The organism is Lentzea sp. JNUCC 0626, assembly GCF_043632865.1.
Taxonomy (GTDB): domain Bacteria; phylum Actinomycetota; class Actinomycetes; order Mycobacteriales; family Pseudonocardiaceae; genus Lentzea.
The window spans coordinates 2,853,558-2,876,078 of record NZ_CP171635.1 but is presented as its reverse complement, the minus strand read 5'-3'; the positions used below and the strand labels follow the sequence as shown (position 1 = coordinate 2,876,078).

The 22,521-nt window shown below is 71.3% G+C and carries 22 protein-coding genes and 1 pseudogene; 15 read left to right on the top strand and 8 right to left on the bottom strand.

What is annotated here, in order from left to right; translation table 11 throughout:
* Positions 1-141 precede the first annotated feature (141 nt).
* Positions 142-1,020, top strand: coding sequence for an IniB N-terminal domain-containing protein (locus tag JNUCC0626_RS12860; protein WP_394619951.1), 879 nt, complete (start codon positions 142-144; stop codon positions 1,018-1,020).
* 55 nt (positions 1,021-1,075) lie between these two features.
* On the opposite strand, the gene JNUCC0626_RS12855 is transcribed toward JNUCC0626_RS12860, so the two are convergent.
* The gene (locus tag JNUCC0626_RS12855) at positions 1,076-1,663 is read right to left on the bottom strand and encodes an AAA family ATPase (RefSeq protein ID WP_394619950.1); all 588 of its coding nucleotides are present in this window, start codon (positions 1,661-1,663) and stop codon (positions 1,076-1,078) included.
* A 570-nt stretch (positions 1,664-2,233) separates the two neighbouring features.
* On the opposite strand from JNUCC0626_RS12855, the gene JNUCC0626_RS12850 reads away from it, so the two are divergent.
* Positions 2,234-3,073, top strand: a complete 840-nt coding sequence (locus tag JNUCC0626_RS12850; RefSeq protein ID WP_394619949.1) for an endonuclease/exonuclease/phosphatase family protein — start codon at positions 2,234-2,236, stop codon at positions 3,071-3,073.
* Here the strand turns inward: JNUCC0626_RS12850 and JNUCC0626_RS12845 are convergent.
* Positions 3,040-3,240, bottom strand: coding sequence for a hypothetical protein (locus JNUCC0626_RS12845; protein WP_394619948.1), 201 nt, complete (start codon positions 3,238-3,240; stop codon positions 3,040-3,042). The genes JNUCC0626_RS12850 and JNUCC0626_RS12845 overlap by 34 nt on opposite strands.
* On the opposite strand from JNUCC0626_RS12845, the gene JNUCC0626_RS12840 reads away from it, so the two are divergent.
* Together JNUCC0626_RS12840 and JNUCC0626_RS12835 are read left to right on the top strand one after the other, a co-directional pair.
* Positions 3,239-3,637, top strand: coding sequence for a hypothetical protein (locus JNUCC0626_RS12840; protein WP_394619947.1), 399 nt, complete (start codon positions 3,239-3,241; stop codon positions 3,635-3,637). The genes JNUCC0626_RS12845 and JNUCC0626_RS12840 overlap by 2 nt on opposite strands.
* 64 nt (positions 3,638-3,701) lie before the next feature.
* The gene (locus JNUCC0626_RS12835) at positions 3,702-4,091 is read left to right on the top strand and encodes a fasciclin domain-containing protein (RefSeq protein WP_394622026.1); all 390 of its coding nucleotides are present in this window, start codon (positions 3,702-3,704) and stop codon (positions 4,089-4,091) included.
* A gap of 64 nt (positions 4,092-4,155) precedes the next feature.
* Here JNUCC0626_RS12835 and JNUCC0626_RS12830 read toward each other — a convergent pair whose 3' ends face one another.
* Positions 4,156-4,542: an NAD-binding protein gene (locus tag JNUCC0626_RS12830; protein ID WP_394619946.1), complete on the bottom strand. Its 387-nt coding sequence runs from the start codon at positions 4,540-4,542 to the stop codon at positions 4,156-4,158.
* A gap of 664 nt (positions 4,543-5,206) precedes the next feature.
* Between JNUCC0626_RS12830 and JNUCC0626_RS12825 the strand changes: the two genes are divergently transcribed.
* The 5 genes from JNUCC0626_RS12825 (at position 5,207) to JNUCC0626_RS12805 (ending at position 10,715) form a co-directional block, all read left to right on the top strand.
* Positions 5,207-6,760 (top strand): DUF4331 domain-containing protein, encoded by a 1,554-nt coding sequence (locus JNUCC0626_RS12825; RefSeq protein WP_394619945.1) that lies wholly within the window; start codon positions 5,207-5,209, stop codon positions 6,758-6,760.
* Positions 6,761-6,826: 66 nt separating this feature from the next.
* Positions 6,827-8,122 (top strand): tetratricopeptide repeat protein, encoded by a 1,296-nt coding sequence (locus JNUCC0626_RS12820; protein ID WP_394619944.1) that lies wholly within the window; start codon positions 6,827-6,829, stop codon positions 8,120-8,122.
* Positions 8,119-9,471, top strand: a complete 1,353-nt coding sequence (locus JNUCC0626_RS12815; protein ID WP_394619943.1) for a nickel/cobalt transporter — start codon at positions 8,119-8,121, stop codon at positions 9,469-9,471. Before JNUCC0626_RS12820 ends, JNUCC0626_RS12815 begins: the two co-directional genes overlap by 4 nt.
* 8 nt (positions 9,472-9,479) lie before the next feature.
* Positions 9,480-9,803: a hypothetical protein gene (locus JNUCC0626_RS12810; protein WP_394619942.1), complete on the top strand. Its 324-nt coding sequence runs from the start codon at positions 9,480-9,482 to the stop codon at positions 9,801-9,803.
* A 39-nt stretch (positions 9,804-9,842) separates the two neighbouring features.
* Positions 9,843-10,715, top strand: a complete 873-nt coding sequence (locus tag JNUCC0626_RS12805; RefSeq protein ID WP_394619941.1) for an alpha/beta hydrolase — start codon at positions 9,843-9,845, stop codon at positions 10,713-10,715.
* A gap of 185 nt (positions 10,716-10,900) precedes the next feature.
* Here the strand turns inward: JNUCC0626_RS12805 and JNUCC0626_RS12800 are convergent, their stop codons facing one another.
* Complete coding sequence (locus tag JNUCC0626_RS12800) at positions 10,901-11,524, bottom strand: response regulator (protein WP_394619940.1); 624 nt, start codon at positions 11,522-11,524, stop codon at positions 10,901-10,903.
* On the bottom strand, positions 11,521-12,675 hold the full coding sequence (locus JNUCC0626_RS12795) for a sensor histidine kinase (RefSeq protein WP_394619939.1): 1,155 nt from the start codon (positions 12,673-12,675) through the stop codon (positions 11,521-11,523). The genes JNUCC0626_RS12800 and JNUCC0626_RS12795 overlap by 4 nt, the downstream gene beginning before the upstream one ends.
* A gap of 168 nt (positions 12,676-12,843) precedes the next feature.
* Between JNUCC0626_RS12795 and JNUCC0626_RS12790 the strand changes: the two genes are divergently transcribed.
* Together JNUCC0626_RS12790 and JNUCC0626_RS12785 are read left to right on the top strand one after the other, a co-directional pair.
* Positions 12,844-13,893, top strand: coding sequence for an ABC transporter permease (locus JNUCC0626_RS12790; RefSeq protein ID WP_394619938.1), 1,050 nt, complete (start codon positions 12,844-12,846; stop codon positions 13,891-13,893).
* Positions 13,890-14,588 (top strand): ABC transporter ATP-binding protein, encoded by a 699-nt coding sequence (locus JNUCC0626_RS12785; protein WP_394619937.1) that lies wholly within the window; start codon positions 13,890-13,892, stop codon positions 14,586-14,588. The genes JNUCC0626_RS12790 and JNUCC0626_RS12785 overlap by 4 nt, the downstream gene beginning before the upstream one ends.
* Here the strand turns inward: JNUCC0626_RS12785 and JNUCC0626_RS12780 are convergent.
* On the bottom strand, positions 14,546-15,391 hold the full coding sequence (locus JNUCC0626_RS12780; protein WP_394619936.1) for a hypothetical protein: 846 nt from the start codon (positions 15,389-15,391) through the stop codon (positions 14,546-14,548). The genes JNUCC0626_RS12785 and JNUCC0626_RS12780 overlap by 43 nt on opposite strands.
* 142 nt (positions 15,392-15,533) lie before the next feature.
* Here JNUCC0626_RS12780 and JNUCC0626_RS12775 point away from each other — a divergent pair.
* The 4 genes and pseudogenes from JNUCC0626_RS12775 (at position 15,534) to JNUCC0626_RS12760 (ending at position 19,147) form a co-directional block, all read left to right on the top strand.
* Positions 15,534-17,073, top strand: a pseudogene (locus JNUCC0626_RS12775) (PucR family transcriptional regulator).
* 84 nt (positions 17,074-17,157) lie between these two features.
* The gene (locus JNUCC0626_RS12770; RefSeq protein WP_394619935.1) at positions 17,158-18,417 is read left to right on the top strand and encodes an NAD(P)/FAD-dependent oxidoreductase; all 1,260 of its coding nucleotides are present in this window, start codon (positions 17,158-17,160) and stop codon (positions 18,415-18,417) included.
* A 7-nt stretch (positions 18,418-18,424) separates the two neighbouring features.
* Positions 18,425-18,616 carry a hypothetical protein gene (locus JNUCC0626_RS12765; RefSeq protein ID WP_394619934.1) on the top strand — a complete coding sequence of 64 codons (192 nt, stop codon included), beginning with the start codon at positions 18,425-18,427 and terminating at the stop codon, positions 18,614-18,616.
* 72 nt (positions 18,617-18,688) lie between these two features.
* Positions 18,689-19,147, top strand: coding sequence for a GreA/GreB family elongation factor (locus JNUCC0626_RS12760; protein ID WP_394619933.1), 459 nt, complete (start codon positions 18,689-18,691; stop codon positions 19,145-19,147).
* On the opposite strand, the gene JNUCC0626_RS12755 is transcribed toward JNUCC0626_RS12760, so the two are convergent.
* Positions 19,141-20,736 carry an ABC-F family ATP-binding cassette domain-containing protein gene (locus tag JNUCC0626_RS12755; protein ID WP_394619932.1) on the bottom strand — a complete coding sequence of 532 codons (1,596 nt, stop codon included), beginning with the start codon at positions 20,734-20,736 and terminating at the stop codon, positions 19,141-19,143. The genes JNUCC0626_RS12760 and JNUCC0626_RS12755 overlap by 7 nt on opposite strands.
* A complete protein-coding gene (locus JNUCC0626_RS12750) occupies positions 20,729-22,339 on the bottom strand; it encodes an ABC-F family ATP-binding cassette domain-containing protein (RefSeq protein WP_394619931.1) in 1,611 nt (536 codons plus the stop codon). The genes JNUCC0626_RS12755 and JNUCC0626_RS12750 overlap by 8 nt, the downstream gene beginning before the upstream one ends.
* Between the last annotated feature and the right edge of the window lie 182 nt (positions 22,340-22,521).

The following is a 22,521-nucleotide window of genomic DNA, read 5'->3' as shown; positions in this document are numbered from 1 at the left end:
TCCCCCTAACGGGTGACCTTCGGCCCCTAAGGAGTTCGGCCGCTCGAAATCTAGGGATCACACCCGATGCCGGGGGCGTGTTGATCTCAATACGGTTCCTGCCAACATCCCCCGCACCGCCCTCAAGGGAGCTCCAGTTCCATGATGCAGCAGGACATCCAGCCGGCCACCCCGCAGCAGCCCGCGCAGCCGGTCGCGCCTGAGGTCGTCGCCCCGGCCACCCCCGCGGCCGTGCCGACGGAGGCTCAGCCGGCCACGCTGCAGGAGTTCGCCCTGAACCTCCTGAACGACCCGAGCGCCCTGTCGGCGTTCGACCTCGACCCCGAGGGCGTCCTCAGCGCCTGCGGCCTGAGCGACATCACCCCCGGTGACGTCCAGGAGATCCTCCCGCTGGTCCTCGACGCCGTCTCGATCGCGGACGTCAACGGCCTCTCGTCGTTCGGCGCCGTCACGGGCCTCGCGAACGTGGGCGCGGCCACCGGCCTGGTCGGCGACCTGTCCGGCCACTGCGACCTGTCGGACACCCTCGACGGCGTCACCGGCCTCGGCAACGTGGCGAACGTGGCCAACCTGGGCAACGTCACCGACCTGGGCAACGTGACGGACCTCGGCAACATCACCGACCTCGGCAACGTCGCGGACCTGGGCGACGTCACCGGCCTCGTCGGCTCCGGCGACCTGCTCGGCACCGCGACCGGCCTGACCGGCGTCGCGGACGTCAACGGCGTCCTCGGCACCGTCACCGGCGCGACCGAGATCGTCTCCGTCGACGGCGTGCCCGGCGTGCTCGGCGCGGCCACCACCGACGTCTCGCACGTCACCGAGATCGTCCACGACGTCGTCCCGGACGTCGCCCCGGTCAACGGCGTGCACGAGACCGTCCACAGCGTCGTCGACGGCACCGTCGGCAACGCGCTGGGCGGCAACGCCCTCGGCGGCGACCTGCTCGGCAACGTCACCGACCTCGACGTGCTCGACGGCGTCGGCGGCCTCACCGAGGGCCTCGGCCTGGGCCTCTGATCCCAGCAGCGCCACCGCAGCCCCGGACCGTGCCAGGTCCGGGGCTGTTCGCCGTTCAAGAACCGAGCAGCTCGTTTAGGCGGTCGAGACCGGACCTCCACGGTCGCGGGGTGTGCACGGGAACGCCGTGCCGCTCGGCCTGGTCGACGAGCCACCGTCCGTGGTGGACGCTCACCGCTGCCCGATGAGTCTGCGGGCCGGACTCCGGTTCCCGCGCCAGGTAGTTGGCGAGCACCTGCTCCTCGTCCGGTTCGTGCACGATCACACCGGCGACCTGAGCTGTGGCGGCCCAGCGCGCGCAGAACGACGGCAGCACGTAGTCGCCCTCGATGACCACCCGGTCGCCGGCATCGAGGTGGTTCCGGACAACGGCGTCGAGCGCGGGTACCAACGCCTCCGCGAGCGCGATCTGCCGTTCGACGACGTGTTCGGCCGAGAGCCCGTCGTGGTACGGGTGGGTCAGCCAGTGGTGCAGGTCGGGGTGCTGCTCCGGCGTGGTCATGCTCTGCACCGCGACGACGAGGTCGTCCACCTCGACCAGTGCGGCGCCGTGCCGCTGCGCCAACGGGTAGCTCAGCCTGCTCTTGCCCACCCCGGACGGACCGCCGACGAGCGCGATCGCCCAACTCTTCCCGGTGCCCATGAGGTGATCATGCCGGTCGGACGTCGTGGGGCCGCCACCGTGGACCGAATCGCGGGGTGACGCACCCGATCTGGGTCTTGCCCGGCATCAGGTTGCCGCACCGGACCCACGGTGAATAGTCGTTGAACTCGTTTCAGCAGAGCGGAGACGTGATCGCGACGGGGTGGGAGAACTCGATTCGCCAGAGCGTCGTCGTGAGCGTCGTGGTCTTGGTCGCCCCCATTCTTTGATTTTTGCGACGCACTCCTGATTCATCGCCGCTCGGTGAGGCAGGGAATTGGCTCACCGGAAGCAGGGTGCCGGCATCAGTGCGGTGACACGCCGTCTGTGACCCGCGTGCGCTGATCGGGTGACCTTGGCGGGGTGAGCTGTTGAACAACTCCTGCACGCGGCCTGAATTCTGGGAGTGCTGATTTCCCGTTCTCCATCGTGACGATCAAGACCATCTATGGTGCCCAGCGGAGCAAACCCTGCCCGGAACCCCGAGTCCCCACGAAGGACGAGTGAGACGATTTCATGACTTCGAATCGCCGCAGCACCCTGCGCAAATCAATTGCGGCCGTTTTCGCCGTGACCGCATTCAGCTCGATGGCGATGGCACCTCCGGCCACCGCAGCGACCACGGTCAACCTGATGACGCTCAACGTGTACCTGCGCGGCACGGGCGACCCGGCTCCTGACTCGGCGGCTGCGGTCGCGGCGACCATCCGCGCGCACAACTCGACGATCGTGGCACTGCAGGAGACGTCCTCGGCGTTCACCGCCGCCGTCGCCGCGAAGCTCGGCTGGAGCCACGTCACCCACGGCGACGTCTCGGTGATCTCCGCCGCCGCGCACACCTCGACCGACCGGCTGACCGCCGCCGGCGCCCCCGTGGCCGGAGCCCAGATCGGCGGTGTCTGGTACTACTCCACGCACCTCGACTACGACCCGTACGGGCCGTACCTGTTCTGCAACGACGGCGCCTCCGCCGCCACCGTGACGGCGCAGATGAAGTCGCAGGTGGACCAGGCGGTCGCGATCAGGAACTGGGCGCAGACGCCGAAGGCGCAGGTGCTGATGGGCGACTTCAACAGCCCGTCGGGGCTGGACTGGGTCGCCTCGGCCAGGTCGCGGAACTGCGACACCGTCTACGACTGGCAGACCATGCGGACGTTCTACGCCGCGGGCTGGCAGGACACGTACCGCGTCGCCAACCCGAACCCGGCGACCACGCCCGGCGACAGCTGGTCGGCGAAGCCGTCGAACAGCGGCGACCCGCAGGACCGGATCGACTACATCCTCACCAAGAGCGGCAGCGCGGCGAGCGCGGCCGTGCGGACCGACTCCAGTGCGATGATCGGCAGCTGGTCCGACCCGAACTGGATCAGCGATCACTACGGATTCGTTTCCAGGATCACCATCGGCTGAGCGAGACCGGGCGCCGCTCCCGTCGTCGCTCGGTCGGATCGGGTGACGTGGTGCTCCACCGTCTTGGCGGTGATGAACACCGCGTCGCCCACCTCGCGGTCGACGAGGCCGCCGCGCACCACTAATCGAGTGCGGAGCTCAGTCGGCTGCCCTAGCCTCTTGATCATGGATCCCGCAGACAGCTTGCGCGAGGTCGCCTCGCAGTGCGTCGGTCTGGTGGCGGCTCAGTTCGGCCGTGACCTGGACTGGAGTTTGGCCAGCCTCGACGAGCTCGACGCGGTGTGCGCCGAATTGCTGTCCGACGGACCGTTGGACGGGCAACGCCTGGACCTGTGGTGGAAGCTGATCGGGGCCTACACCGGCGAGGTGCTCGTCCGCGTCTACAACGGACAGGGGACCACGCACGAGCAGACGCCCGGCGCGTTCGTCGTCGTGGTGCAGGGGAACACGGCGTTCCCGTTCGGCATCGCGGAGCGGGTCCTGTCAGGCGAGCCGTACAAGAGCCTGGCTTCGTTCGGCCGCGCCCTGCCCGCGATCATCGAACGGTCGGCGCGCCCCGACTGACGCTCGTCACGCCCCGACGTGGACGAAGGCAGCCCAGTGCCGAGCCGCCGAGAACGGTGTCGCCCTGTCCGAGAACTGGGCTGCCGCGTGGTCGGAGACCCCTGCATCTGCTCAGCTGAACCCGAAGGTCAACCTCGTCTCGACCCTCAACGGCGCCGAGTTCACCGTCTTCGCCCCGGTCGACTCGGCGTTCGCCAAGATCGACGCCGCGACGATCGAGAAGCTCAAGACCGACGACGCGCTGCTGACCAAGATCCTGACCTACCACGTCGTCCCGGGCCAGATCTCCCCGGACAAGATCGTGGGCGACCAGAAGACCGTCGAGACCGGCACCGTCAAGGTCACCGGCACCAAGGACGCGCTGAAGGTCAACGACGCCAACGTGATCTGCGGCGGCGTGCACACCGCGAACGCCACCGTCTACCTCATCGACTCGGTGCTGCTCCCCGCCTGACATCTCCAGGGGTAGCAGTCATCGCGACTCCGGGAACCGCACTGCGTTGCGGTTCCCGGAGTTTTCACGTTTGTCGGCCAGACGGTCTGTTGTGGATGGTCACGGTGCCGTCGGACTCGAAGACAACGTGGTTCTCCGGCTCGCGGATCACGACGACGATCACCGTGTCGGGATTGAGCCGCCGCACCGCCCTGGTGATCATGAACGCGTTGAGGTCGTCGGGGACCGCGATGATGACCCGATCGGCCAGGTCGGCGGCGGCTTCGTCGAGCGCGCATCTGTGCCGCCCATCGCCGACCACGGCAGCGGCGCCGTTGGCGGTTGCCTCCGCGACGGCGAGGTAGTCGGTGTCGAGCACGGTCAGCCGCGCGTCCGGCTGCGAGGCCAGGACGGCGTTCACGGCGGCACGGCCGGCGTCGCCGTATCCGATGGCGAGAACGTGATCGGTCACGTCAGGGGTTCGGTGCGCCGGCCGAGTCGGATTGCGTCCGGTTCAGTGAATGACAACTGGTAGACCTGGTCTCGCGGTAGCGGGCGCAGCTCGTTCGCGCAGAACAGCATCTCGTCCTTGCGGCGGGAGTCGCCACGGCGCCCTGCGATGATCCCGCGGCGACCAGTGTCGCGGCGCGTCCGAGGCCTTGGCGCTGGGAATGGACTTTCTCGAAGTGAGACGTCGGTGGCGCCTGTCGTACCTGGCGGACCGCCTGCAACACGGGTGGCCGGAGGTCTGCCGGGGCGATGAGGTCGACGGCGCGACCGAGGCGAGCCGCGGTCGCGTCCGGCAACGCGCCGAGCGCGTGGGCACCGGTCGGCAGGTGCGGAGTGATCGCACGCGGCGTTCCCGGTTTCACGGCAATGCCTCGAAACCGCCCGGTGAACGGATTGCCCTGGGTATGGAGTCCTAAGTGGACTTTCGTTGAGTGCCGCAGGTTCGTCTACCGCGAGCTTGATGCCAGCAGTGTGCAAGAGGGCATTCGAGTGAACCCAGCAAGCCTCTGATTCATCGGTGGCGAATGAGTCGAGTCCTGTCCGTGTGGCGGTCGTCACTGCGGACGGGCTTCGATCCGAAGGGATGGAGCATGTCAGCACCCCCTCCCACGCGTCGACGACGACGTGTGGCGGTAAGTCTGATCGCGGTCGGGAGCACGTTGCTCGCGGCAGGTCTGATCGGTGGTTCCGGTCCGGCCGGGGCGTCGAGTCACCGGGAAGCGCCGTTGATCGCGGGTGATCCGGCGGTGGACAACACGGACGTGTACGCGTTCGTCAGCCCGGACAAGCCGGACACGGTGACGCTGGTGGCGAACTGGTCGCCGTTCCAGGAGCCCAACGGTGGTCCGAACTTCTACCCGTGGGCGACCGATGCCCGCTACGACATCAACATCGACAACGACGGGGACGCGAAGGCGGACCTGACGTACCGGTGGACGTTCCGCACCGAGGACCGTCGGGGCAAGTCGACGTTCCTGTACAACAACGGGCCGGTCACGTCGCTGGACGACGAGAACCTGCTGTTCCGGCAGACCTACACGCTGGAGCTGATCGACCGCGACGGCAAGGATCGCAAGCTGATCCGCTCGGGCAAGGTCACGCCGTCCAACACCGGCCCGGCGTCGATGCCGGACTACGGCGCGTTGCGTGCCCAGGCGATCTCCGACGTGCCCGGTGGTGGCAAGAGCTACGTCGGTCAGTCCGATGACGCGTTCTTCCTCGACCTGCGGGTGTTCGACCTGCTCTACGGCGGCAACCTGTCCGAGGTCGGCCAGGACACGCTGCGCGGCTACAACGTCAACACCATCGCGTTGCAGGTGCCGAAGTCGCAGCTTGCGCTCAAGGGCGACGCCACCCGCAACCCGGTCATCGGGATCTGGAGCGACACCGAGCGCCAGTCGATGATCCTCAGCCCCGGCGAGTCCCACGGGGTCGGCCCGTTCGTGCAGGTCTCGCGCCTGGGCAACCCGCTGGTCAACGAGGTCGTCGTGCCGGCGGGCCTGAAGGACAAGTTCAACGCGCTCACGCCGGACCGCGACGGCAAGACGCCGGAGCTGGTCAACCGGGTCACCGACCCCGAGGTGCCGAAGTTGATCCAGGCGATCTACGGCATTCCGGCACCGGCGACGCCGCGCAACGACCTGGTGGAGATCTTCCTGACGGGCATCACCACCAAGGCGGGCGGGCCGATCAAGGCGGACCTGAACTCGCAGCTCAACAACGCCGACGTGAACCCGAAGAGGTTCACGCCGTCGGAGCAGTTGCGGCTCAACGTGTCCATCCCGCCGGCGGCCTCGCCGAACCGGCTGGGTGTGCTCGCCGGTGACCTGCAGGGCTTCCCCAACGGCCGCAGGCTCACCGACGACGTGGTCGACATCGGCGTGCAGGCACTGGAAGGCGCCGCCGTGAGCGGCATCGTGCCCGCGCTCGCGACCGGGGACAAGGTCAACGCCAACGACAAGGCGTTCGGCACCTCGTTCCCGTACGTGGCGCTGCCGAACAACACCGCGGTCAACTCCGGCGCGGCGGGCGCGGTGCCGCCCGTCGGCGGTGGTGGAGGCGGCGGAGGTCTGCCGGACGGGCTGATCCTCAACGCCGTCCTCGCGGCGTTGCTGATCGGTTCGGGCGTGTGGCTGCTGAGCCGCCGTCCACTTCGGACAGCGGTACCCGCAGTCGCGTAACAGCGTGCCGGGGAACGGGATCCCGTTCCCCGGCACGTCCCCGGCAGCAACCACACGGAGTGCGCCATGAACCGCCGCAAGATCATCGCTGTGCTGGCCATCACCGCCGGCGCGGCGCTGCTCGCCACCACCGCGACCGCGTTGAGCCGCAGCGACGACCCCGCGCCACCGGCTTCCGGTGCCGCGGTCGCGCGCAGCGACGTGCAGCGCGCCATCAGCGCCGCGCAGGAACGGCTGCGGCGCGTCCCCGAGGACGCCGCCACGTGGGCGTCGCTCGGCTCGGCCTACGTCGAACAGGCCCGCATCACCGGCGACCCCACCTACTACGGCAAGGCCCAGGGCGCCCTGGAGACTTCCTTGCGGCACAAGGCGGACGGCAACGGCGCCGCCCACCTGGGCCTCGGCGCGCTGGCCAACGCGCGCCACGACTTCGCCACCGCCCGGGACCAGGCCGAGCTCGCCCGCGCCGCGCTGCCCGACACCGCCGAGGTCTACGGCGTGCTCGCCGACGCCCTCACCCAGCTCGGCAAGACCGAGGACGCACGCGCCGCCGTGCAACGGATGCTCGACCTCGAACCCGGCGTGCCCGCGTTCACCCGCGCCGCCTACGACTTCGAGCAACGCGGCGACGTCGACTCCGCACGCCTTGCCCTCACCCGCGCCCTCGACGCCTCCTCGTCCCCGGCCGACGCGCTGTTCTGCCGCTACCACCTCGGCGAGCTCGCGTTCGACAACGGCGACCTCGACGAAGCCTCCGCCCAGTACGAACAGGGCCTGCTCGTCGACCCGCTCGACCCTGCACTGCTGCAAGGCCGAGCCAAGATCTCCGCCGCCCGCGGCAACCTCGACGACGCCCTCACCGGCTACGCCGGCCTCGTGACCCGCGTGCCCTCACCGCAGTACCTGCACGAGTACGCACTCCTGTTGCGCGCCGCGGGCCGCACCGACGACGCCACCCGCCAGTTCGACCTGCTCGCCCAGCAGGAACGGCTGCTCGCCGCCGCCGGCAGCACCGACGAACTCGCCGCCTCGATCGTCGCCGCTGATCGGGGTGACACCGCCGCCGCGCTGGCCGCCGCCGAACGCGAGTGGAACCGCAGGCAGAACCCCCTGGTCGCGGACGCGCTCTCCTGGACGCTGCACCTGGCCGGACGCGACGCCGAGGCCCTCGGCTACGCCGACCGCGCCGCCGCCACCGGCTGGCGCAACGCGACGTTCGCCTACCACCGCGGCATGATCCTGCGCGCCCTCGGCCGGACCACAGAGGCCGCCGACGCGCTCGACACCGCGTTGCGCACCAACCCGCACTTCTCCCCGGTCGACGCCCCCGCCGCCCGCACCGCCCTGGACGGCCTGCGATGAAGGCGCTCGCGGTTCTCCTGCTCGCCGGGCTCGCCCTGCTGGCCGTTCCGACCAACGCCAGCGCGCACCCGCTGGGCAATTTCACGATCAACCACCACCACGCCATCACCGCGCACCCCGACCGGATCGACGTCGTCTCGGTCGTCGACCTCGCCGAAATCCCCACCCTGCAAGAACAACCCGCCCGCCAGACCGACTACGCCGACCGTGAATGCGGCGCCGTGCTCGGCGGCCTCGCGGTGACCGTCAACGGCACCCGCACCCCGTTGTCGCTGCGCTCGGCGTCGGTCGAGTACCCGCCCGGCGAGGCAGGACTGGCCACCACGCGCCTGACCTGCCGGCTCACCACCGCGGCGGACCTCGGTTCCGCTGCCACCATCGACGTGCGCGACACTTATCGCCCGGGCCGCGTCGGCTGGCACGAGATGACCGCCACCGGCGACGGCATCGCCCTGATCGACCCGCCCGTACCGGCGACCAGTTCCAGCGACGAGCTCCGCGCCTACCCCGACGACCTGCTCGCCGACCCCCTCGACGTCCGCGCGGTGAGCCTGCGCGTCGAACCCGGCGTCTCCTCGTCCTCGGGCGTGGCCGCGGCCCAGGGCGGCAGCACGGTGCTCGGCGCGGCCACCCGCGCCTTCACCGACCTCGCCGGCAAGCAGGACCTCACCCCGTTGGTCGGCATGCTCGCCGTGCTGCTGTCGCTGCTGCTGGGGGCCTCACACGCCGCGTTGCCCGGACACGGCAAGACGGTCATCGCCGCCTACCTCGCCGGGCGTGACGGCACCGCCCGCGACGCGGTCGTCGTCGGCGCCACCGTCACCCTCACCCACACCCTCGGAGTACTGGTCATCGGCCTGGTGATCAGCGCCTCCAGCGCACTGGCCGGCGAGTCGCTGCTGCGCATCCTCGGCGTCGCCAGCGGCGTCCTGGTCACCGCGATCGGCGCTTACCTGCTGCGCACCGCTCTCCAACGGCAACCAGTCGCCGTCGGTCATGGGCACGGGCACGGGCACGGGCACGGGCATGGCCACGGGCACCGGGTGGGGCGAGGCGGCCTGATCGGCATGGGCGTGGCCGGCGGTCTGGTGCCCAGTCCGTCGGCGCTGGTCGTGTTGCTCGGCGCGATCGCCCTGGGCCGCACCTGGTTCGGCGTCCTGCTCGTCCTGGCCTACGGCCTCGGCATGGCCACCACCCTCACCGCGGTCGGCCTGCTCCTGGTCCGCCTTCGCGATCGGCTGGCCGCCGTCGAACGCTTCCGGGACCGCTTCACCGCCCTGCCCGCCATCACCGCCGGACTCGTCCTCGTCGTGGGCATCGGACTGACCGTCCGAGCCCTGGTCGAATAGGAGACGCGATGCGCGTTCCGCTCCTGATCCTCTGCTGCGCCACCGCCTTGACCGCCTGCTCGTCACCACCCGATCCCGGCCCGGTCTTCGACAACGAGAACGGCACCGAACTGACCTGCCTACGCCACCAGCCCCAGCCACCCGGCCCGCGCTACACCGACGAGTCGATGCGCAGCACCGGCGAAACCCTGTCACTGCTGCGCTACTACACCGCACACGGCCGCAAACCCTTCTGCGACAGCCAAAAACCCACCGACACCGACAAGCAGTGGGCCCAGCTGTACGTGACGCTGGGCGCCGACCGCGCCAACGTCACCACGCTGCTCAGCTGAAACCGATCCGACGGGCCGTGCGGCGACGAAGGAATCGATGTGAAGCTCAGTGACCGGATCGCCGCGGCGACCATGCACGCCACGGCCCGCTGGACCGTGCGCTACGGCGAGGTGCTCCGCTTCGCGGGCTCCGACCTGCCCCGCCCGCGGCTGATCAGGGTGCCCACCCGGCACGGCCGCGTCCGCGTGCACGTCTACCGGCCCGCCTCCGAGCCGGTGGCCGGAGCCGCGCACGTCCACTTCCACGGCGGCGCCTTCCTGATGCGCTACCCGTTCATGGACGACTGGTGGTGCCGCTACCTCGCCGCGACGACCAATGTCCCTGTGCTGAACGTCGACTTCCGCGCAGGTCCATACGTCAGGTATCCGGTAGCCCACCACCAGTGCCACGACGTTGCGGAGTGGGCTGCATCGGGTGGTGGTGACCTGCGGCTCGATCGGATCTCGGTGGGCGGGTTCTCCTCCGGCGGCAACCTCGCGGCGTCGGTCAGCCTGCAGGCGCGAGACGAGGGGCGCTGGCTGCCCGCATTGCAGGTGCTCGGCATCCCCGCACTGGACTTCCGCGACGACCACGGTCTCGACGAACCGGGCATGATCACACCGGAGCTGCGCCGACTCGTGCGCCGCGTCTACTTCCCCGACCTCGCCAGCAGGCTGGAGCCGTGGGCTTCTCCGTTGCTGGCACAGGACCTGTCCGGCTTGCCGCCCGCAGTGGTGCTGACCGCCGAGCGCGACGTCCTTCGCCACGACGGCCGGCGCTACGCCGCACGCCTGCGTGAGGCCGGAGTGGCCGTGCACCACGATGAGACGCCCGGTGTCGACCACTACTTCCTCACCGAGAACCCGGCCCGCGCCCGCGGCACCATGGCCATGGTCGCTCAGTCCATCAGTGCGGCTTTGACGCGAATTTGACACCGGCGTATTCGGAACGCGCCCGAATGTCAGTGGTGTTGACTTCCCGCCGCTGCAGACCCGCGGTTTGGAACAGCACGGAAGCCGTCTGAGCCCTGACGACGAGCGACTCCTCGCCGGCACCGTGTCTGGGATCGGGCCGATCACACGATTCGCTCCCCGTGCCACCGAGTCGATCTCGTCGGCTAGCGGCGGATGAGACCGAGGTCCGTGGCGGTGGCCACGGCGGCCGTGCGCGAGTCGACGCCGAGTTTGGGGTAACAGCGGGCCAGGTGCGACTTCACCGTGCCCTCGGTCAGGTGCAGGCGAGCCGCGATCGCCCGGTTCGACAGGCCGTCCGCTACCAGGGACAGCACCTCGATCTCGCGCCTGGTCAGTGCGGCGTCGGGCAGGCGCATCCTGGTCAGCAGCCGGTCGGCGACTGTGGGGGCGAGGGTGCTGCGTCCGGCGGCGGCGGTGCGCACGGCGGCTGCCAGGTCTTCGGGTGACGCGTCCTTGAGCAGGTAGCCGGTGGCGCCCGCCTCGATGGCGGGCAGGGTGTCCGCGTCTGTGTCGTAGGTCGTGACGATCAGCACTCGGGGTGCGCCGGGGCGTGCGGTGATCGCCGCCGTGGCCTCGGCTCCGGTCATGCCGGCGCCGAACCGCAGGTCCATCAGCACTACGTCGATGTCGCCCTGGAACGCCCGTGTCACGGCGTCCTCGGCGGTGGCGGCTTCGGCGACCACGACTAGTCCGGGTTCGGTTTCCAGCACGGCTCGCAGGCCCGCCCGGACGATCGGGTGGTCGTCGGCCAGCAGCAGGCGGATCATGACCTGGCCAGGGGAAACCGGGCGGTCAGCACCGCGCCCTTGCCTGGGGTCGACCGGATCGTGAGCGAGCCGCCCAGCGCGCGGGCTCGGGCGCGCATGGCGGCCAGTCCGAAGCCGTCGGGAACCGGGAGCGACGGGTCGAAGCCGACGCCGTCGTCCGCTATCTCCAGCGCGACCTCGTCGGCGAGGTGGGTCAGGGTTACGTCGGTGGTCGTGGCGTTCGCGTGCCGGAGCGTGTTGGCGAGGGCTGCCTGGGCTATGCGCAGCAGAGCGACCTCGTGCGCGATCGGCAGTGCGCCTGGGGTGCCGACCAGCTGGAAGCGCGTGCCTGGGGTGGCTGCGCACAGGCGTTCCAGCGCGCCTGCCAGCGTTGTGCCGTCTAGTGCGGGTGGGGTGTGAGCGGCTACGAACCTGCGGGCCTCGGCGAGGTTGTCCACTGCGGCCTGGCGGGCCTGTTCCACGTATCCGGCCGCTTTGCCCTCGGGTAGCGAACGTCCGGCGGCGCGCAGCAGCAGTTGGATGCTCGACAGGCCCTGGGCGAGGGTGTCGTGGATCTCGCGGGCCAGCCGTTCGCGTTCGGCCAGCACCCCTGCGTCGTGCTGGGCGGCGGCCAGGTCGGCGCGAGTTGCGGTGAGCTCCTCGATCAACCGCCGGCGCTGCTCGTTCTCCCGGTACAGGGCCTGATAGCCCCACACGACGGCGACCGCGACGGCGGCACCGAGCGCCGGGCCGATGGCGGCGGCCGGGCTGAACGTCCCCTGGTGCGCGGCGAACGCGGTGATCGCGACCAGCGCCGTGATGGACACCGCGCCCAGGCCTCCTCGCCGTGGCAGCAGGTGGAGTTGGAGGAAGTACAGCGGGAACGCGACCCACACGCCGTCCGGTGTCAGGATCACCAGCACGAGCCAGGCGACGGTGACGGCACCGAGCCACTGCGCGGCGACCACCCGGGACGAGCGGACCCGCGGGGACAGAGGTCCGAGCACGTACACCGCCGCGCAGAGCACGGCGACCACGATGACGGCTCCCGCCTGGGGTTTTCCGCCCGTCACGGCCCGTGTTGCCGCCAGCGCGAGCAGCGCGATGAGCAGCAGGTGCAGACATCGGGTCAGCACCTGGTTGATCGGGGCGACGGCGGGAGTGGCGTTCACAGTGCGTCCCAGGCTACGCAGCGCCGGCGGTTGCCACCTCTGTCGAAAGGTACAACCGGCGCGCCGCCTTTCCGCTCGTGAGTTGCTATCCGCGGCCAGATCCGGAACGGGGCGCCGAGGTCGATCGTGGAGAACGTCCCTGCTCCACCACCGGAAAGGACCAGGCCGTTGTTCGTCGCCTGGAGAGACCTGTTGCACGCCAAGGGTCGCTTCGCCCTCATGGGTTCGGTCATCGTGCTGATCACGCTGCTGGTCGGCCTGCTGTCCGGGCTGACCGCCGGACTCGGCCGCCAGAACGTCTCCGCCATCACCGGCCTGCCCGCCGACCACATCGTCTTCGCGCAGGGAGTGTCCTACGCGGACTCGGCCGTCACCGAGGCGCAGTGGCGGCAGTGGGCGGCCACGCCGGGGGTCACCAGCGCCGAACCGCTGGGCATCACCACCACCAAGGCGATCGCGGGTGACCGGAGCGCGGGCGTCTCGGTCTTCGGCGTCCGGACCGGGTCCGCTCTCGCTCCCGGCCTCGCCGAGAACTCGGTCGTGCTGTCCACTGTGGCCGCTCGCGACCTCGGGATCGGGCCCGGCGACAACCTGGTCCTGGCCGGGCGGCGGCTGACCGTCGTCGCCGTGTCCGGTGACGCGTCGTTCAGCCACACCCCGGTCATCTGGACCACCCTCGACGTCTGGCGTGCCACCGCCCCTCCGACCGACGCGATGGCGACCGTGGTCGCCCTGACGACGTCCGGCGTCGACATCGCCGCCACCGACCAGGCGGCCGGAACCACGACGGTCACCAAGGACGAGTCCTTGTCCGCCATCGGTTCCTACACCTCCGAGAACGGCTCCCTGCAACTGATGCGCGGTTTCCTGTTCGTCATCTCGGCCCTGGTGATCGGTGCGTTCTTCACGGTCTGGACCGTGCAGCGCAGCGCCGACATCGCGGTGCTGAAGGCCTTGGGCGCGACCACGGCCGAGCTGCTCAAGGACGCGCTGGGCCAGGCCGTCCTCCTGCTCGCCGGCGGCACCCTGATCGGCACCGGCCTCGCCGCCGCACTCGGTGCCGCGCTCGACGGCTCGGCGATCCCGTTCGTCCTCACGCCCGGCACCGTGCTCGTCCCGGCCGCCGTGACGATCGGACTCGGCCTGCTGGGCGCCGGGCTCGCCGTCCGCCGCATCACGTCCGTCGACCCGCTGACCGCCCTCGGGAGCGCCCGATGAGTCTCACCCTGACCGGCGTCACCCTCACCTATCCCGACGGCGACACCCGCCTCACCGCGCTCGACCAGGTCACCCTCGACGTCCCGCGCGGCAGCCTCACCGCCGTGGTCGGCCCGTCCGGTTCCGGCAAGTCCAGCCTGCTCGCCGTCGCCGCCGCCCTCATCACACCCGACACCGGCACCGTCACCATCGACGGCACCGCGACCGCCGACCTGACCCGAGGAGAACTCACCGGCCTGCGCCGCCACAAGATCGGCATCGTCTTCCAGCAGCCCAACCTGCTGCCCGCCCTCACCGCCGCCGAACAGCTCCAGGTGATGAGCCGAACCCCGGCCAAGGCCCGCACCCGTGCCCTGGAGCTTCTCGAAGCCGTGGGCCTGGCACCTCAGGCGCACCGCCGCCCGCACCAGCTCTCCGGCGGGCAACGCCAGCGCGTGAACATCGCCCGCGCGTTGATGAACGACCCTGTGGTTTTGCTGGTCGACGAACCCACCAGCGCCCTGGACCACGAACGCGGCGCCGCCGTCCTCGACCTGCTCACCCGCCTCACCCACCAGCAGTCCACCGCGACGGTCCTGGTCACGCACGACCGCACGCACCTCACGGCGGTCGACCGGATCGCCGAAGTCCACGACGGACGGCTGAGCTCGCCTCAGCCGCGCAACTTCGCGAGTTCGCGCCGGATCGCCCAGTGAGCAGGGACGACGTCACGCGGGCGGGGTGGCAGGGCGGCGTCGCGCAGCTCGACCGACCACTGGCCCCCGGTCCTCGGCAGCACCGGGTGCACGTCGTGAGCGAGCAAGCGCCACAGTTCGGCGGACACCGCCACCGCACCGCCGGGCCACGCCTCGCCGGTCTGCGGATGCCGCGGCACCAGCAGCAGGTCCGCCTCGCCCGGCACACCCGGACCCGCCAGGGCCAGCGACCGCGCCGGGCCGGCGGCAGGCTGCCACTCGTCGAGGGCGCGCTGGAACACGGTGGCCAACGGTCCCTCCACAACGGTGACGCGTGCCCCGTCCGCCGCGAACAACGCGCGTGCGACGGCCATGCCCGCAGCGATCTCCACGCGCCGTTGCCACCACAGGTCGCCGTCTGCCAGCGACGGGCCGTGCCAGTCGAAGTCCTCCCACGGCCGCACGGGATCGGGCGAGCCCGCAGGACGCACAGCGCCCGGTGCGAAGCGGACGACCTGCCAGCGCGAGCAGTCGTCCACGCGCACCGCGACCGGCCGCCCGCAGGCGCACGCCAGGTTCGGGCCTGCCGAGCCGTCGACACCGCAGCACCACCCCGCGTAGCCGTCCTCGATCCAGGACAACCCGCGGGCGTCACCGGGGGCGACGAGGAAGTCGCCCTGCGCGGCGTAGGTGCCGTCGGCCAGCAGCGGAGGCGTGAAGTCGGTGGTGTTGGCCCACTCGACGTCCTCGTGGTCGGGACGGTCCACCTGGGACAGCGGCACGGTCAGCGCCGCTCCGCACGCCACGCACTCGAACACGACCATCGGTCCATCATGAGGAGGCTGTCCACCGAATTGTGCCGATCTCCTTGCCATGTCAGCGTTTGCGCCACCAGCTGTCGTTCCGGCTGACCCCTCCGCCGAGGACGCCGGTGCTCGCCGCTGGCCCGGCGTCTACGGTGGCGACATGGTGAGGCTGGACCGGCTGGTCAACGTGCTGGGCGGGTACGGGGTCCGGTTGTGCTGCCGCCCGGCGTCGCGCTCGGCCGAGCTGCGCGGTGTCGTCCTGCGCGACGCCGCGGACGACCGCACCGAGGTCGGTGACGTGTACCTCGCCGTGGGAGCCGGGTCCGTCGGGGAGGCCGTGGCCGCGGCGACCGAGGCACGTGCGGTCGTCGTGCTGGTTCGCGGTGGCGAGGAGCTCCGGGACGAGGCCGTCGCCGCGGGGGAGACCGCCGGGGTCGCGGTGATGCTGGCCGACCCGTCCCTGTCGTGGAGCCAGCTGGCGGGCGTCGTCTACGGCCTGGTGCTCGAAGGGCGGGAGACCGAGTCCGGGCGTGGGCCCACCGACCTGTTCGCCCTCGCTGACAGCCTCACCGCCGCTACGGGCGGCCCGGTGACCATCGAAGACCGGTTGTCCCGCGTGCTGTCCTACTCCGGCCCCCAGCAGGAGGTCGACGCTGCCCGGCTGGAGACGATCATGGGGCGCCGGACGCCCGCGTGGGTCCAGGAGCTGTTCGACGCGGCGGGCGTGGGCGCGCACCTGCGGGACTCCGACGAACCGCTCTTCGTGGCCGGGGACCCCGGTCGCGGTCTGACCGGGCGGATGGTGGTCGCGGTCCGGGTCGGCCGCGAGCTGCTGGGCACGATCTGGGTGGCCTGCCCCGCGCCGTTGGAAGGCGCCCGGCGGACCGCGCTGACCGACGGCGCCCGGATCGTGGCGCTGCACCTGCTGCGGTCGCGTGCCAGCGCGGACCTGGAACGGCAGGTGGAGTCGGAGTGGGTGACCCGGCTCCTGGAGGGCACGGCCGACGCCGCCACGGTGATCAGCCAGCTCGGGCTCCCGCCGGGGCCCGCCAGGGTGGTCGCGGTCCGGGCGCAGGTCGGCGAGGAACGGCACGCGGCGGTGCTGCAGGCGTTCGACCAGGCGACCACCGGTTTCGGCTGGTCACGGCCGGGACGCAGCGCCGTCGCGGGCAACAGCGTCTACACGGTCCTGCCGGGGGAGCGGGTCGCGGCGGCACGGGAGTGGCTGGCCGTGCTCAGGGCTGCGTTGCCCGCGAACGTGACCGTGTCTGCGGGGATCAGCGGGATCGCCGCCCGCGGACCTGCCCGCAGCGCGGCAGGAGGCGGACGAGTGCCTGGCGCTGCACGAGGCCGGTGCGCCCCGCGCGCCCGCGTACGACGAGTCGTGGGACGAGATCCTGTTGCAGCGCCTGCGGACTGCTGCACGGGTCGGCCGGGCGCCGGCCCGCGGACCGGTGGCCGACCTGCGCAGGCACGACGCCGAGCACGGCACCGACCACGTCGCGACGTTGCGCGCGTGGCTCGAGGCGCAGGGCGACCTGACCGTCGCCGGTGAGCGCCTCGGCGTCCACGGCAACACCGTGCGCAACCGGCTGCGCAAGATGAGCGAGGTGACCGCTCTCGGCCTGGACGACGCGGCCAAGCGGGTCGCGATGCTGATCGACCTCGCCGCGACGGTGTCGGAAACCGACAATCGCTGACTGCTGATTGTAGGAATCGGACAAGCGGTGAGGTCCTGCTCCACCCCACCCTGGAATCGGTTGCACCGAGGACAGGAGGACGGGATGGATGGCGTCGAGCGCCTGGACGGCGGTCCGCGCTCCGCGGTGGTGGTCGGCGCGGGCGTGGTCGGTCTGTCCGCGGCGTGGTTCCTGCAGGAACGCGGGGTCGAGGTGACCGTGGTCGACCGGACCGGGGTCGCGGCGGGCGCGTCCTGGGGCAACGCCGGGTGGATCGCGCCGGGACTGGCGATTCCGCTGAACGAGCCGTCCGTGCTGAGGTACGGCCTGCGCGCGGTGCTCGACCCGGCCGCGCCGCTGCACGTCCCGCTGACCGCCGACCCGAAGCTGTGGTCGTTCCTCGTGCGCTTCGCCGCGCACTGCCGGTGGCCGTCGTGGACCAGGGCCGTGCGGGCGAACCTCCCGCTCAACGAGGAGAGCGTCGAGGCCTACGACGTGCTCACCGCCAACGGCGTCGAGGCGCTCACCGTCGACGCGCCCATCACCGCCGCCTTCACCTCGGCCGGGCGGGCGCGTGGTCTGCTGCGAGAGCTCGAACGCCTTGCGGCGGCAGGACAGCAGGTCGACCACGTTCGACTGTCCACAGCGGACCTGCGCGAGCACGCGCCGCTCGCCTCGTCCGCGATCACGGCCGGGGTGCGCGTAGACGGGCAGCGGTTCGTCGACCCCGGCGAGTTCGTGCGGGCGCTGGGACGCGCGGTGGTCGCTCGCGGTGCCTCCCTCCGCACCCTCGAAGCGGTCGACGTCCGCGCCGGCCGCGGCTGCGCGACCGTGGTGGCGAAGGACGGTGACAGGATCTCCGCCGACGCCGTCGTGCTGGCCACCGGCGCCTGGCTGCCGGGCCTGGCCGCGGCGACCGGCGTCCGCACGGCGGTGCGCGCCGGGCGCGGCTACTCGTTCACGGTGCCCGTGCGGGAACCGGTCCCCGGTCCGATCTACCTGCCCGAGGTGCGCGTCGCCTGCACGCCGTACCAGGGCGGCCTCCGGGTCGCGGGCACCATGGAGTTCCGCGGCCCCGACGCGCCGCCCGACGAGGCCCGCGTGGACGCGATCGTCGCCTCCGCCCGGCCGTTGCTGGACGGCGTGAGCTGGGAGGACCGCACCGACGTCTGGGTCGGCCCCCGCCCGGTGACCCCGGACGGCCGCGCTCTCATCGGCGCGACCCGCCTGCCCGGCGTCTACGTGGCCGGCGGTCACGGCATGTGGGGCCTCGCCCAGGGACCCGTCACCGGCAGGTTGCTGGCGGAGCAGATCACCACCGGCAAGCAGCCCGCCGCGCTGCGCGAGTTCGACCCGCTCCGGTGACGCCGGCGTGGCCACCGAACCACCGCTGACCGACGACGAGCGCGCCGAACTCGCCTGGCTGCGCAAGGAGAACGACTTCCTCCGAGTGCAGCGCGACATCCTCCTGGACGTGGCGACCGGCTACGCCCACGACTTCGAGGCCGTGCTGCGCGGCCCCGTTCCCGTCCGCGCGAGTCGAGAGCCGACCGAACCCGGCTGACGCGGACACCCCCGCCGTCAGGGCGATGCCTCCCCCAGATCGCCCTGACGGCACTCAACGCATGGAGCGAACATGACGAGCACGACTCCGCGCGTGTGGCTCTCGCCGCAGGCGCACCACCGCCTCCGCAACGAACTGATGACCCTGCTCTCCCCGGTCCGCCACCACGACGAACCCGGCGAGTCGGGTTTCCTGTCCCAGCGAGATCGCGAGACGCGCATCCGCCAGATCAAGGACCTCCTCGTCAACGCGATCGTCGGCGAGGACCCGCCGGACGACGGCGTCGCCGAACCCGGCATGGTGCTCACCGTCAGCTTCGACGACACCGGTGAGACCGAGACGTTCCTGCTCGGCGTCCGCGGCGCCGAGCACGGCACGACCGAGGTGTACTCGCCGGACTCCCCGCTGGGTATCGCGGTGAACGGCGCCCGCCAGGGCGAGCAGCGCGCGTACCGGACGCCGAGCGGTGCCACGGTCCGCGTCACGGTGCTGAACGCGGTGCCGTACGGGCAGGTGCGTCGTGCTCAGTGAGAGCGAACGCCGCTCAGCCCGATTTCCTGGCCCCGCCAGCGTTTCCGCAACCAGCGGTCGTGGCTCGCGACCACGATCGCGCCCGGACCTCGTTGCCCCAGCGCGTCCTCCAGCTCGTCGCACAACGTCGGCGACAGGTGGTTCGTCGGCTCGTCGAGGAGCAGCAGGTGGGGTGGATCGGCCACCAGCAACGCGAGCGCCAGCCGCCGTTGCTGGCCCACCGACAACGAGCCGACGGGCTTGCCGAGGTCCCATTTGTGCAGCAGCCCCAACGATTCCAGGGGCGTCGCGGCCACCCGTTCGGCACCGAGCGCACGGCCGTAGGTGGCGCGGGCGGTCAGGCGCGGGTTGGCGAACGACGTGTCCTGGTCCAGCGACCCCACCCGCACACCAGGGCTGAGCCGGACACCTTCCGCCGGCAGGCGTCCGGAGAGCACGTGCAGCAGCGTCGACTTGCCCGCGCCGTTCACGCCGGTGACGAGCAGACGGTCGCCGTCGCGGATGTCCAGGGTGTCGAGAGCCAGCCGTCCGGGGACCCGGACGTGCCGCAGTGCCACCATGTCCTCGGCCTCGACGGCCACCACGTCCGGGGCGAAGCGCAGCGGGCGCGGGGGAGCGGGGACGGCGGCGCGTTCCAGCTCCTCCAGGCGGCGGGTGGCGTTGCGGACGCGGCGGGAGATCTGGCTCTGCACCCGGTTCGCGCGGACGCCGTAGCCCATCTTGTCGCCGTCGCGCATCGGCCGGTCCGGCGCCACCCGGCCCGCGATCAGGTCGAGCGACGAGCGGACCTCGGCGATCTCCTCCTGCTCTTCGGCGAACCGGCGTTCCCAGCGGTCGCGGTCGGCGCGTTTCTGGTGCAGGTAGGCGGAATAGGTGCCGCCGAAGCGGACCGGGCCGTCCGGGGTGGGGTCGAGGTCGACCAGGTCGGTGCAGACCGCGTCCAGGAACGCGCGGTCGTGGCTCGCCAGCACGACCGTCCCCGGCAACGCCCGGAGCTGGTCCTCCAGGAACGCCGCCGTGTCGTCGTCCAGGTGGTTCGTCGGCTCGTCCAGCAGCAGTGCGGTGGGGCGGCGGATCAGCAGCGCCGCCAGATCGAGCCGCCGTCGCTGGCCGCCGGACAACGAGCCGAGCGCCCGGTCCCGGCCCACCTCACCGAGCCCGAGTCCACTGAGGACGATGTCGGCGCGCCGGTCGGCGTCCCAGGCCTCGTGCAGCTGCGCGAGTTCGAGTCGTTCGGAGTACTCGGCGAGCCTGGCCGGATCGTCCAGCACCGCGCTGAGCCGGTCGAGTTCGGCGAGGTCCGTGCGGGCCTGGGCCAAGGCGTCGTCCAGGACGTCGGCGAGCGTGGCCTCGTCGGTGAACGGCATCTCCTGGCGCAGGAACCCCATGTCGGCGGGCCGCTGCACCTTTCCACGTTCCGGCTGATCCACGCCCGCGAGCAGGCGCAGCAGCGTCGACTTGCCCGCGCCGTTCTCGCCGATCAGGCCGATCCGGCGGCCGGGTGCTGCGGTCAGCGAGACGCCGTCGAGCACCCGCCGCCCGGCGAAGCCGCGCACGAGTTCGGTGGCCACCAGGGCTGCTTCAGCCACGTGCGGCCTCCAGCAGCTTGCCGTTCTCCAGACGCAGCCAGCGGTCGATCTTCACCTCGTTCAGGAACCGCTCGTCGTGGCTCACCACCACGAACGCGCCCCGGTAGGCGTTCAGCGCGCTCTCCAGCTGGCCCGCGCTGACCAGGTCGAGGTTGTTCGTCGGCTCGTCCAGCAGCAGGAGTTGCGGCGCGGGCTCGGCGAACAGGACGCACGCGAGCGTGGCGCGGAGTCGTTCGCCGCCGGACAGCACCCCGACGGGCAGGTGCGCGCGGGTGCCCCGGAACAGGAAGCGCGCCAACAGGTTCATCCGGTCGGCCGGGGGCATGGCCGGGGCGAACGCCGCCAGGTTCTCGGCCACGGTGCGGCCGTCGTCGAGCAGGTCGAGCCGCTGGGACAGGTACGCGACGCGGCCGTCGGCCCGTTTCACCTCGCCGCTGTCCGGGGCCAGCGATCCGTGGATCACCCGCAGCAGCGTCGACTTGCCCGCGCCGTTCGGGGCGGCCAGCGCGATGCGTTCGGGGCCGCGGATCGCGAAGTCCAGGCCGGAGAACAACTCCCGCACCCGGACGTCCGAGCCGTCGAACAACGTCCGGCCGGCGGGGACGACGGTCTGCGGCAGGTCGAGGCTGATCTTCTGCTCGTCCTTCACGGCCCGTTCGGCCTGGTCGAGCTTCGAGCGGGCGGCACCGAGGCGGGCCGCGTGCGTGCCGTCGGCCTTGGCCGCCGACACCTCCGCGTTGCGCTTCATGTTGCCCGCGAAGATCCGGGGCAGGCCCGCGTTGGAGAGGTTCTTCTGGGCGTTGGACGCACGGCGCGCGGCCCGTTCGCGGGCCTGCTGCATCTCCCGCTTCTCGCGCTTGACCTCCTGCTCGGCGCTGCGGACGTTCTTCTCCGCCACCTCGCGCTCGGCCGCCACGGCCTCCTCGTACGCGCTGAAGTCGCCGCCGTAGAAGCGGATCTCGCCGCCGTCGAGCTCGGCGATCCGGTCCATCCGGTCCAGCAACGCCCGGTCATGACTCACCACGAGCAGACAGCCGCGCCAGTCGTCCAGCACGTCGTAGAGCCGGTGCCGGGCCTCCAGGTCGAGGTTGTTGGTGGGCTCGTCGAGCAGCAGCACATCAGGCTGCTTCAGCAACTGCGCGGCGAGGCCGAGCGAGATGACCTGACCGCCGCTCAACGTGCCGAGCCCGCGATCCAGCGCGAGGTCGCCGAGCCCGAGGCGGTCGAGCTGCGCACGGGTGCGTTCTTCCAGGTCCCAGTCGTTGCCGATGGTGGTGAAGTGCTCCTCGGCGACGTCACCGGACTCGACGGCGCGGATGGCCGCGAGCACGTCCGCGACCCCGAGCACCTCGGCCACCGTCAGTCCGGCCGTGAGCGGCAGGTCCTGGGGCAGGTAGGCGAGCACGCCCTCGACGGCCACGCTGCCGCCGGACGGCTCCAGCGCGCCCGCGACGAGCTTGAGCAACGTCGACTTGCCGGCGCCGTTGGGGGCGACGAGACCGGTGCGCCCGCCCGGCACCGAGATGGACAGGCCGTCGAACACGGGGGTGTCGTCGGGCCAGGAGAACGACAGGGACGACACGACGATGAATGCGTCGGACATGGGTGTGAGACCTCAGGATGTGCTGCGCGCGGACAACGACCGCGCGAGTGGGAAAAGGGGACGACTCGGACGGCCACCGCCAAGCAATGGCCCGTCACATCCAGGGCTCACCCTGAGATGTCGTCTTCACCTGCCAACACGTCGCACTCCTCGGTTGATCTCGTTTCCACCGTAGCAGCGCA